General features: G+C 64.8%; 8 protein-coding genes. 2 read left to right on the top strand and 6 right to left on the bottom strand.

The genetic code is table 11. The features are described 5' to 3' along the window. Window positions 1–115 precede the first annotated feature (115 nt). On the bottom strand, window positions 116–3,631 hold the full coding sequence (rpoB, locus tag LQV16_RS04780; protein ID WP_090575285.1) for a DNA-directed RNA polymerase subunit beta: 3,516 nt from the start codon (window positions 3,629–3,631) through the stop codon (window positions 116–118). A 464-nt stretch (window positions 3,632–4,095) separates the two neighbouring features. Between rpoB and LQV16_RS04775 the strand changes: the two genes are divergently transcribed. Continuing rightward, window positions 4,096–5,295 (top strand): acetyl-CoA C-acetyltransferase, encoded by a 1,200-nt coding sequence (locus LQV16_RS04775; RefSeq protein WP_229992784.1) that lies wholly within the window; start codon window positions 4,096–4,098, stop codon window positions 5,293–5,295. Between the two features lie 117 nt (window positions 5,296–5,412). Then, the gene (locus LQV16_RS04770) at window positions 5,413–5,901 is read left to right on the top strand and encodes a YbaK/EbsC family protein (protein ID WP_229992783.1); all 489 of its coding nucleotides are present in this window, start codon (window positions 5,413–5,415) and stop codon (window positions 5,899–5,901) included. Between the two features lie 111 nt (window positions 5,902–6,012). On the opposite strand, the gene LQV16_RS04765 is transcribed toward LQV16_RS04770, so the two are convergent. The 5 genes from LQV16_RS04765 to LQV16_RS04745 all read right to left on the bottom strand — a co-directional run. Then, window positions 6,013–7,863, bottom strand: coding sequence for a 5'-nucleotidase C-terminal domain-containing protein (locus LQV16_RS04765; RefSeq protein WP_229992782.1), 1,851 nt, complete (start codon window positions 7,861–7,863; stop codon window positions 6,013–6,015). Between the two features lie 243 nt (window positions 7,864–8,106). Beyond that, window positions 8,107–8,478 (bottom strand): 50S ribosomal protein L7/L12, encoded by a 372-nt coding sequence (gene rplL, locus LQV16_RS04760; protein ID WP_028276543.1) that lies wholly within the window; start codon window positions 8,476–8,478, stop codon window positions 8,107–8,109. A gap of 77 nt (window positions 8,479–8,555) precedes the next feature. Continuing rightward, window positions 8,556–9,149 carry a 50S ribosomal protein L10 gene (rplJ, locus tag LQV16_RS04755; RefSeq protein WP_028276542.1) on the bottom strand — a complete coding sequence of 198 codons (594 nt, stop codon included), beginning with the start codon at window positions 9,147–9,149 and terminating at the stop codon, window positions 8,556–8,558. A 326-nt stretch (window positions 9,150–9,475) separates the two neighbouring features. After that, a complete protein-coding gene (locus LQV16_RS04750; RefSeq protein ID WP_229992781.1) occupies window positions 9,476–10,585 on the bottom strand; it encodes a GNAT family N-acetyltransferase in 1,110 nt (369 codons plus the stop codon). 200 nt (window positions 10,586–10,785) lie between these two features. Further along, window positions 10,786–11,895, bottom strand: a 1,110-nt coding sequence (locus tag LQV16_RS04745; RefSeq protein WP_229992780.1) for a GNAT family N-acetyltransferase, incomplete at its 5' end; no start/stop codon positions are given.

Below are 11,895 nucleotides of genomic sequence, written 5' to 3'. Positions count from 1 at the left end.
TGGTCCCTGTTCTCTCTTGTTCTCTAAATTCTGAAGTCTTGGGTTACGGGAAGAGGGAGGAGCCGGAGAAAAGCAGGTTGGGCCGGTGGGCCGCCTGCTTCTCTCCGGGCCCCTGCTAAACCTCTTCTACGGAACTGGGCTCTGCACGAGACAGATCGATGCCCAGTTCTTCCGCAGCCGTGAAGACTGCGTCATCAGAGTCACGCATTTCAATTGTGGTTCCGTCCGTGGAAAGCACTTCCACGTTCAGGCACAGCGACTGCATTTCCTTGATCAAGACCTTGAAGGACTCAGGAACGCCCGGCTCGGGGATGTTCTCGCCCTTGACGATGGCTTCGTAGACCTTCACACGACCGTGGATATCATCCGACTTGATCGTCAGCAGTTCCTGGAGCGTGTAAGCGGCGCCGTAAGCCTCGAGCGCCCACACTTCCATTTCACCGAAGCGCTGGCCACCGAACTGTGCCTTACCACCCAGCGGCTGCTGCGTGATCATGGAGTACGGGCCGGTGGAGCGGGCGTGGATCTTGTCGTCCACCAGGTGGTGGAGCTTCAGGATGTACATGTAGCCGACCGAGATCGGATCCGGGAACGGCTCGCCGGAGCGGCCGTCGAACAGACGGGTCTTGCCGGAGGAGTTGATCAGGCGGTCGCCGTCGCGGGTGACGTTGGTGGAATCGAGCAGGCCCGTGATTTCCTCTTCACGCGCACCGTCGAAGACCGGCGTCGCCACAGTGGTCTGGCCACTCTCGCGCGGCAGGTTCGGCAGCTGCTTGACCCACTCGGGCTCGCCCTCGATCTTCCAGCCGGTCTTGGCAACCCAGCCGAGGTGCGTTTCCAGCACCTGGCCGACGTTCATACGGCCCGGAACACCCAGCGGGTTCAGGACGATATCAACGGGGGTACCGTCGGCAAGGAAGGGCATGTCCTCAATCGGAAGGATCTTGGAGATAACACCCTTGTTGCCGTGACGGCCGGCGAGCTTGTCGCCGTCGGTGATCTTGCGCTTGGCAGCCACGTAAACGCGCACCAGCTGGTTGACGCCCGGGGGCAGCTCGTCGTCGTTGTCGCGGTCGAAGACGCGGACACCGATCACGGTGCCGGACTCGCCGTGCGGCACCTTCAGGGAGGTGTCGCGCACTTCGCGGGACTTCTCACCGAAAATGGCGCGCAGCAGGCGCTCTTCCGGGGTCAGTTCGGTCTCGCCCTTGGGGGTGACCTTGCCGACCAGGATGTCACCGGCTTCAACCTCGGCACCAATGTGGATGATGCCGCGCTCGTCCAGGCCTGCCAGGACTTCCTCAGACACGTTGGGGATGTCACGGGTGATTTCCTCGGCACCAAGCTTGGTGTCGCGGGCATCGATCTCGTGCTCCTCGATGTGGATGGAGGACAGGACGTCCTCGGCCACGATGCGCTGGGACAGGATGATGGCATCCTCGAAGTTGTGGCCTTCCCATGACATGAATGCCACGAGGAGGTTCTTACCGAGGGCGAGCTCGCCCTGGTCCGTTGCCGGGCCGTCAGCGATGATGCCGCCGACCTCCAGGCGCTGGCCTTCGTTCACCAGGACACGGTTGTTGTAGCAGTTGCCCTGGTTGGAGCGGGCGAACTTGTTGATGCGGTAGTTGGTTTCCGTACCGTCGTCGTTAAGCATGATGACGAGCTCAGCGGAGACCTCGGTGACCACACCGGCCTTCTTGGCGATGGTGACGTCACCGGCGTCGACAGCAGCGGCGCGCTCCATGCCGGTACCGACGAACGGTGCCTCGGAACGGACCAGCGGCACGGCCTGGCGCTGCATGTTGGCACCCATGAGTGCACGGTTGGCATCGTCATGCTCGAGGAACGGGATCAGGGCGGTAGCCACGGACACCATCTGGCGCGGGGAAACGTCCATGAACTCGACGTCGGCGGCGGGAACCAGCACGGGCTCGCCTCCACCACCGCGGGCACGGACCAGGACGGTCTCTTCCGCGAAACGCTTGTTCTCGTCGAGCGGGGCGTTGGCCTGAGCGATCAGGACCTCGGCCTCGTCGTCGGCCGTGAGGTACTTGACCTCATCGGAGACGACACCCTCGGCGACCAGGCGGTACGGGGTCTCGATGAAACCGAACGGGTTGATGCGTCCGTAGGAAGCCAGCGAACCGATCAGACCAATGTTCGGGCCTTCAGGAGTTTCGATGGGGCACATACGTCCGTAGTGGGACGGGTGCACGTCACGAACTTCCATGCCGGCACGGTCACGGGACAGACCACCCGGACCAAGCGCGGACAGGCGGCGCTTGTGGGTCAGACCCGAGAGCGGGTTGTTCTGGTCCATGAACTGGGACAGCTGGGAAGTTCCGAAGAACTCCTTGATGGCTGCCACGACGGGACGGATGTTGATCAGGGTCTGCGGCGTGATGGCCTCGACGTCCTGGGTCGTCATGCGTTCGCGGACAACGCGCTCCATGCGGGACAGGCCGGTGCGGACCTGGTTCTCGATGAGCTCGCCGACGGCGCGGATGCGACGGTTGCCGAAGTGGTCGATGTCATCGATCTCGACGCGCAGCTCGTGGTCCTGGCCGTCGCGCTTGCCCGTGAGGGTCTTCTCGCCGGCGTGCAGTGCAACCAGGAACTTGATCATGGCCACGATGTCTTCAACGTGCAGGACCGAAGCTTCCTTGTCGCCAAGGGAGCGATCGATGCCAAGCTTGCGGTTGATCTTGTAACGGCCAACCTTGGCCAGATCGTAGCGCTTGGAGTTGAAGTACAGGTTGTCCAGCAGGGACTGGGCAGCCTCAACCGTGGGCGGCTCGCCCGGTCGCAGCTTCCGGTAGATGTCTAGCAACGCGTCTTCGCGGGTCTCGGTGGCGTCCTTCTCCAGCGTGGCGCGCATGGAGTCGTACTGGCCGAATTCCTCGAGGATCTGGCCTTCGGTCCAGCCGAGGGCCTTCAGCAGCACGGTGACGGACTGCTTGCGCTTACGGTCAAGACGGACGCCGACCTGGTCGCGCTTGTCGATTTCGAGTTCGAACCAGGCGCCGCGGGACGGGATGATCTTCGCGGTGAAGATGTCCTTGTCGCTGGTCTTGTCGGCGGTGCGCTCAAAGTAGGCGCCCGGCGAGCGGACCAGCTGGGAGACGACGACACGCTCGGTGCCGTTGACGACGAAGGTGCCCTTCTCGGTCATCAGCGGGAAGTCACCCATGAACACGGTCTGCTGCTTGATTTCGCCCGTGTTGTTGTTCATGAACTCGGCCTTGACGTACAGCGGAGCGGAGTACGTTGCGTCCCGGTCCTTGCACTCGGCCATGGTGTATTTGGGGTCAGCGAACTCCGGCTCGGAGAAGCTCAGGGACATGGTGCCCTGGAAGTCTTCGATCGGGGAGATCTCTTCGAAGATGTCGGACAGACCCGAGGAGGTGGCGACGCTGAGGTCGCCTTCTTCGACGGCCTTCGCAACGCGCGCCTGCCAGCGTTCGTTTCCGACCAGCCAGTCAAAGCTGTCGGTTTGCAGGGCGAGCAGATTCGGAACATCAAGAGGTTCGTGAATCTTTGCGAATGAGAGCCGGCGGGTTGCACCGTCGGTGCTGTCGGCATTGATAGCGGTAGCGTTGTTTACATTAGAGGTGCTCGAGGCGACCAAGAGGGATCCTTCCACAGACCTTCAGGCGTTGTCAGATCTCCCCCGTTATGCACTCTGCAGAATGACTCCGCAGCGCTACCAGTCCGGTTCCGCTATATGACCCGGGACCCGCGCTGTCCATGCTGGTGCACGTTGTAGACGGCACATTGATGGAACAGCTGTCAGGCTAAGCCCACCGCTATATGAAGGCTGAAGGTAAACAGGGAAGACGCAAATATCTACGATACGGCAAAGCAACCTACTTGTCTACCCCACTTCCGGCGGGATTGCAAGCACGAAGTTCTGCCGGGGTTTTTCTGGAGTTCTGCCGGAGTTCTGCTGGACTACTGGCGAAGTCCCGCCGGACGGCGCCCGAGACAGTGGGCGGAACCTGACCGAGACCGTGACCGGGGCCGTCGAATGGATAGGTGACGGGGCTCACGATAACGTAGACATAAGTCGAAAGTAGATCGGAAGAAAACACCATGAGCAATCCCGCGGACAACAACGATGTTGTCATCCTCGCAGCCGCCCGTACCCCCCAGGGGCGCCTGAACGGACAGCTGGCCAGCTTCACCGCCGTCGAACTCGGCACCCACGCCATCCGGGCGGCCCTTGCCGCCAGCGGCGTCAAAGCCGACCAGGTGGACAGCGTAATCATGGGCCAGGTCCTGCAGGCCGGAGCGGGCCAGAACCCGGCGCGCCAGAGCGCCATCGGCGCCGGCATCGGCTGGAACGTTCCCACGGTGACCATCAACAAGGTCTGCCTCTCCGGCCTCACCGCGGTGATCGACGCCGCCCGGATGATCCGCAGCGGCGACGCCACGGTGGTGGTCGCCGGCGGCCAGGAGTCCATGACCCGCGCACCGCACGTGCTGCCCGGTTCCCGGCAGGGCTGGGCGTACGGCACGGTCCAGGCCCTCGACGTGGCCGCGCACGACGGCCTGACCGACGCCTTCGACGGGCAGTCCATGGGACTGTCGACCGAGACCAAAAACCTGACCCTCGGCATCGACCGGGCCTCCCAGGACGAGGTGGCGGCCCAGTCGCACCAGCGTGCCGCCCGGGCTGCCAAGGACGGCGTCTTCGACGGCGAGATCGCCGCAATGAGCGTCAAGCAGCGCAAGGGCGATCCGATCGCCGTCACCTCCGACGAGGGCATCCGGCCGGACACGACAGTCGAATCGCTGGCCGGTTTGCGAGCCGCGTTCGTCACGGACGGAACCATCACCGCGGGCAACTCCTCTCCCCTGTCCGACGGCGCCGCCGCCCTGGTGCTGGCCAGCCGGCAGTTCGCCGAGGACAACGGCCTCGAGTACCTGGCGGTTGTCGGCAAGCCGGGCCAGGTCGCCGGGCCGGACAACTCACTGCACTCCCAGCCGTCGAACGCCATCAAGAACGCCCTGGACAAGGCCGGCTGGTCCGCCGCGGACCTGGACTTCATCGAAATCAACGAGGCTTTCGGCTCCGTCGCGGTGCAGTCCCTGAAGGACCTCAACTATCCGCTGGAGCAGTGCAACATCCATGGCGGGGCCATCGCCCTGGGCCACCCGATCGGGGCCTCGGGCGCCCGCCTGGCCCTGCACGCGGCCCACGAACTCAAACGCCGGGGCACCGGCAAGGCGGCCGTGTCCCTGTGCGGCGGCGGCGGCCAGGGCGAGGCACTGCTGCTGTACCGCGACTGAACCGGCACCCGGCGAACCGGGAAACCGCGGAACCCGCGCGACACAGGAAATCGGGGGGACCGCGCGACACAGGGAACGAGGAGCTGCCACGAGGAGCCAGGGAAAGGTTTGACGGGGATGACGGAGCAGGGAGCAACCAGCGGCGGCCGCGAGAGGTTCCTGGCCGACGCCGCGGCCCGCGGCCTGGACGTCGAGATCGTGGAACGCCTCGCCGCCCGCAGCCTGGAGGAGGCGGCCGGAATCCTGGGGATCCGGCCCGCGGACATCGTGAAGTCGCTCGTGGTCAAGCACAAGGACGGCAGTTTCCTGTTCGCCCTGGTCCCGGGCGACCGTCAGATCTCCTGGCCCAAGCTGCGGGCGCTGCTGGGCGTCAACAAGCTCTCGCTGCCCGCGGCGGATACCGCCTTCGAGGCCACCGGGTACGAGCGCGGGACCATCACGCCGCTCGGCAGCACCCGCCCCTGGCCTGTCTACGCCGACCAGACCATCACAGGCCGGCGGATCTCCATGGGCGCCGGGGAACATGGCTACAGCGCGTTCGTGGACGCGGACGCCCTGACGGCGGCCCTGGGCGCCGTCGTCGCCGACATCACCGAACCAAACTAGCCCGCCCGGGTTAAAAGCAACGCGGACTCACTCCCCGGCCCATCCCGACGGCCGGGATGGGCCCTGAGTGACCCCGTCTTTGTTGTTGCCCGCGTTGTTGTTGGAGTTGGGTTAGGCGGTGACCGTCAGTGGCGTCCCGTTGACGGTGAGCCGCCAGTTGGCCTGGCTGAACACGGCGACGTCCAGGGTTCCGCGGTCCACGACATAGTCGATGATGCGCTGCCGGATCTCCTGCTGGCTGTTCGAGAGCACCGGCGCGCTCTTCACGGCCGGGAAGTTGCCTCCGCCGCTCTGCCGGTAGTTGTTGATGGCCAAAGCGAATTCCTGCTCGGGCGCCAGCGGCTGGCCGCCGTAGCTGAGCTTGGCGATCCGGTCCCCCGCCGGCCGGGCGAGGTCGATCTCATAGTTCAGCGGCGCGTCGAGTCCGTAGACGACGTCGTAGTTGTAGTCGGGCGTGCCGTTCGGGGCCGTGGCCGTCACAGCGTTGGTGACGTCCTGGGCCCTGGCCGTCGTGGCGGTCACCGGCTTGAAGTACTGGGCGGACCACTCCAGGTATGCCTTGACCTGCGCGCCGGTGACCTTGATGGCGAGCAGGGTGTTGTCGAAGATGTACAGTCCTGCGACATCGCGGATGGTCAGCGGTCCGGCCTTGACGTCCACAGCACGGGAGAACGCCGCCGCAATGGACAATACGGGCAGCCCTGCCGCGGGAGTGTTGGCCAGCTCGGCCTTGACGGTGCTGGCCTGGATGTAGTTGATGGCGTCGATCGCGGCGGAGTCCTCCCAGCAGGCGGTGGCCGTGCTGAGCGGCGCCGTGGAAGTTCCGATGACCTCGTTGACGTAGTTCACCGTGGCCTCGTGCCCGGCCTGAACGGCCCGGACGACGGCGGGATCGGGGTCGACGGTCTTGGCGTCCAAAAGGAGCGAATGCGCCGCGGTGACGGTCCACTGCCCCTTTTCCTTGACGAGATCGAGGTCCATGACGGAGACGCGCATGCCCCACTTGAGCGGCTCGGTCAGGAGCACCTGCTTGCCCGTGGCCTTGTTCGTGACGAAGCGCTCGGGGATCTCCAGGTGGGCGTGCCCGACCAGGATGGCGTCGATGCCCGGGACTTCCTCTGCCAGCTGGGTGGACGCGTTCTCGGGGAAGGGCAGGGCGTCACCGTAGGAGGACCCGGGAGTCGCCCCCGAATGGCTCGTGACGATTACGACGTCTGCCCCGGCCGCTTTCACCTGAGGGATGACGGTTTTGGCCTCTTCTACGATGCCGTTGAAATCGAGCTTGCCCTGGACGTTGTCCCGGTCCCAGAGTGCGCAGCCCGGCGTCACCAGGCCGACCAGGCCGACCGTCAGCCAGCCGTTGTCCGTCTTGATCCGCTTCAGGACGTAGGGGGTGAAGGCGCGCCCGCCCGACACGGCGTCGTGCACGTTGGCGCCCAACAGCGGGAAGTCCAGTTGCCGCTCCCAGGTGCGCAGGAGCCCAATGCCGTAGTTGAACTCGTGGTTGCCCAGCCCCACGGCGTCGTAGCCGATCGCGTTCATGGCCAGCGCCATGGGGTGTTTCACGGTTGCCGAGATGGGGTTGATCTTGGCGAAGTAGTAGGCCAGGGGCGTGCCCTGGATGGTGTCCCCGGCGTCGATGGTCAGGGTGCTGGCCGCGCCGCGCTCGGCCCGCATGGCGTTGATCAGGGTCGCGGCCTGGGCAATCCCGATCTTGTTCCCGGCGGCGTCGGCATAGGGGACGTTCTTGAAGTAGTCCCAGTTGAAGACGTTGTTGTGCAGATCCGTGGTGCCGAGCACCGTCAGGGTGAACTGTTTCTTGGCGGTTGCCCTGCCACTGGCTTCGCCGGGGATGGCCTGCGCCGCCGGGGCTCCGGCCAGCGCGGCGGCGGCCGCGCCGCCGCCCACGAGGGCTGCCGCGAGCATGGCGCGGCGGGAGGGGGAAGTGTTTGGGTCCATCATTGTGGGTGAACTCCTGAACGTTGGGGGCCGGTGGGCACAAATCCAAAGTCTAGGGTCGCGCCATCAAGTGCGACAGGGGTATCAGAAAAACTTTGCCGAATCCTTGGGTACCGTTCACCGGCGCCGCCTTCCGGTCCGGGGGTTTCGGGTTTCCGGTCCCGGGAACGCAGGAAACCCCGCCCACCTGAGTGGACGGGGTTTCCTTCGAGCAGTGCGGATCGCGATGGATCCGGACGGCGAGAGTTACTTGAGGGTAACGCGGGCGCCAGCTTCTTCGAGCTGAGCCTTTGCCTTCTCGGCGGCTTCCTTGGTGGCGCCTTCGAGAACAGCCTTGGGTGCGCTGTCAACCAGGTCCTTGGCTTCCTTGAGGCCCAGGGAGGTGATGGCGCGAACTTCCTTGATCACTGCGATCTTCTTGTCGCCAGCAGCTTCGAGGATGACGTCGAAGTCAGTCTTCTCTTCAGCTTCTTCTGCAGCAGCGGCGGGGCCGGCAACGGCAACAGCAGCAGCAGTAACTTCGAAGGTCTCTTCGAAGAGCTTGACGAACTCGGAGAGCTCGATGATGGTCAGTTCCTTGAAAGCTTCAATGAGCTCTTCGTTGGTGAGCTTCGCCATGGTGTGGCGTCCTTCCTATAGTGGTGCGCGGCGGCCCTGAGGCTCGCTGTCGCACCGGAGTCTTATGGAGAAGAGGACTAGTTCTCTTCGGGGGCTGCGGCTTCGGCCGGTGCTTCGGCCTCGGCTGCTGCATCTGCTGCGGGAGCTTCTTCAGCGGCGGGTGCTTCGGCTGCTGCCGGGGCACCGTTCTCTTCTTCAAGCTTCAGGCGCAGTGCGTCGATGATGCGTACAGCAGCGGCAGCAGGAGCCTTGAGGATACCTGCAACCTTAGCGAGCTGCAGCTCACGGGACTCGAGTGCTGCCAGGGCAGCAACTTCGCTGGCGTTCAGTGCCTTGCCTTCGAAGTAACCGGTCTTGATGACCAGCTGCTTGTTAGCCTTGGCAAAATCCGTCAGGCTCTTGGCAGCGGCAACTGCGTCACCCTTGATGAACGCGATTGCAGTGGGGCCGGCGAGCTGACCGTCGAATGCTTCGACACCAGCTTCCTTGGCTGCAATAGCGGTCAGGGTGTTCTTGACGACCGAGAACTTGGTTTCCTGGCCGAGAGAAACACGCAGCTGCTTGAGCTGTGCAACGGTGAGCCCACGGTATTCGGTCAGGACAGCGGCGTTCGATTCCTTGAAATCGTTAGTGATCTCAGCTACTGCTGAAACCTTGCTAGGCGTTGCCATAACCCTCCTTCCGGGGATAGTGCCGGTGTGTCCGGGTCCCCGCTCAAAAAGAGCTAAAACTAAAAAACGCCCCGCGCAGATGCACGGGGCTTGTCTCGACGCGGTCCATGACCGCGGAGCTTTGCTTCGTTCACCTGCGCCGGCCGCCCTATGTTCAGGGTCCTTCGTCCGGAAATCCACTGCGCTCTCCCGGCGCGACTGCAGAAGTGAGTCTTGCTTGGGAGAGTGGATTTCCAACAACCGACGGTCTTTGGTCCTTCAAGCTTACGGGACGCGGCGCGCCTGTTCCAAATCGGGCCCAGCGGGCAGGGTTAGGCGAACAGCCCTCAGCTGACCGCCGGGCCGAAGTTGGGGAGTTCTTTCTGCCAGAGACCCGTCACGCCCGCTGTGGTGAATCCGAGCTGCTGGTTGACCTTCAGGAGGTAGCGGTTCTCAGGGGCGTTCCAGGTGTACAGGACGCGGGCGTCCGGGAACTGTTCGCTCAGCCGTTCCATGTTGGCGACCTTGATCAGCAGCCCGAGTTTGTTGCCGCGGTGTTCCTGCAGCACCACGGTGTCGTCCTGGAAGACGACGTCCGGGCGCAGGGCAAGGACACTGATGGTGGTCAGGCCCGCGAGCGTTCCGCTGGCGATGTGCTCGACGGCGGTGACCACCGTGCGCCGGCCCTGGGCAATGGTGACCTCCTCCGCCTCCCGGAGGATGCCGCCGTCGAACACCATTTCCTGGGCATCCGGCCCCGGCACTTCGTCCTCGCCTGCCTGGTTCTCCAGGGCGGCGACGGCCTCCAGCCACCGGTCAGGGCACCGGTCCGTCCAGTGGTGCAGACGGTAGCGGCCGGCATTGGCTTCCTCGGCCTCGGCCTCAAGTTCGGCGACGAGTTTGGTGTCCAGCGGCAGTGCGCAGGAACTGAACTGTTCGATGTGCTGGAGCGTGTAGCCGGCGTGGCGGGCAAATTCCACGTCACGGCTTCCCATCGGAACAAACCCGACGCCGCTGCCGGGCACGAGCTGTTCGGCATCCGGGTCCGTCAGGGTTGATCCCGGATGGTTGGTGTCGATCAGGATGGTGTGGCGGCCCTCGTCCCGGGCGAAGTGCTCCGCGGCCTCCAGCAGATGCCTGCCCACGCCCTGGCGCCGGAATTCCGGAAGGATGTCGAGCGTGAATTCGGCGAGGTCGAGGTTGTCCACGAGCGGCAAGGCAATGTCTGCCGTCCCGACAATCACGCCGTCGATCTTGGCCACCAGGATCACCTGGCGTTCGTAGGGGTCCGCCATCTCAAGTAGCTTCTCCTGCGGCGCGTAGGCAAGGTCGTCCGTGCCCCAGGTCTGCATCCGGACCCGTCGCCCCACTTCGATGGCGGCGAGGAAATCGGCGGCGTCGGGCGCGTCAAGGGAATCGGGGATCCACACCTGCTCAATCCGTACATCGTTTGCCATAGAGGGCATCATTCCAGCCGTTGTGCCACCCACCGTCGGTACGGCCCGGCTCAAACCGGGCTTTCAACCGCCAGCATATGCTGGTTTGGGCCGCTGTTCCATTGGTGACGCCGGGCAGTTTCCGCCCCGTCCGGCGCCCTGGCGCCGCCGGCGCCTGTTCACACGGTCGCCAGTTCACAGGGCCGTCAGTCACGTTGCCGTCAGTTCACGGTGCCGTCGCTCACGGTGCCGTCACCGGCCGCGGTCCGCTGCCACTCGCCGTCGTAGCCCGCCGGCTTGAAGCCCAGCGCGATGTTGATGCTGAGCATGTGATCGTTTTCGGCGGCGTTATAGGTCAGGACGCGCCGCACAGCCGGGTAAGCCTCCCGCAGCAGGCGCAGGTTGAGGATCTTGATAAGCATGCCGAGCCGGTGGCCGCGGTGGCCCGCCGCGACGAGGGTGTCGTCCTGGCTGGCCAACCATGGTTTGTCGGCTGTTGTCTGGAGGACGGTATAGGCGGCAAGTTCACCGGTGGCCAGGTGCCGTGCCGCGACCACCAGGGCGGACAGGCCGGCCCGACGCCAGGTGTCCTCGACGTGGCGGACCCGGGCGACGTCCCAGATCTCCGGCTCATAGCTCAGGGCACCAACGGGGGCATCGGTGCTCATGCGCGACATCAGCACCGCGAGCTGGGCGGCAAGGTCTTCCGGGCATGAATCGGTCCAGTGCAGCAGTTCGTACTCCCCCGCCCTGGCCAGGGCGTCCCGTTCCAGGCTGTCGAGGTCCGCAACCGGCGGGATGTCGAGCGAACTAAACCGTTCGACCTGCTCCAGCCGGTAGCCGGCCAGACCGGCGAAGCGGACGCCGCGCGCGCCGGCTGGCAGCGCTCCGGTTCCCGTGGCGGGCTTGATGAGAAACGGGGCGTCGACGTCGAAGCCGGCCGGGTGCTCAGTGAAGGTCTGCAGTATGGTCCGCCCGTCGGCGGCGGCCAGCGCCTCGGCGTGCTCCAGCAGGGCCCGGCCGATCCCTGCGCCGGTGAAGGAATCCAAGACGCTTACGTGCAGGAGCGCACTGCCCAGATTCTCCTGCAATTCGCAGCGGACCCAGGATCTGGCCGCCATGCGCCCCTCGACACGGACGAAGAAGAGCCGCGTGCGGGTGTAGGCAGTGTCCCGCCAGTACTGAAGGCGTGCCGCCGCGGACGAAGCCCGGTCAAGGTTGCCCCAGGTCTGCAACTCGAGTTCGTCGCAGAGTTCCATGAATTCCAGGAACTCCGCTGCGTCAGCATCAAGGCTGGCGGGCAGGGAGAGTTGCTCGATGAGGTACGACGG

Source organism: Arthrobacter sp. Bi26, from assembly GCF_918697925.1.
In the GTDB taxonomy this organism is placed as follows: Bacteria; Actinomycetota; Actinomycetes; order Actinomycetales; family Micrococcaceae; genus Arthrobacter.
The sequence above is the reverse complement of the archived record's forward strand: the minus strand, read 5'-3'. Positions and strand labels throughout refer to the sequence as shown.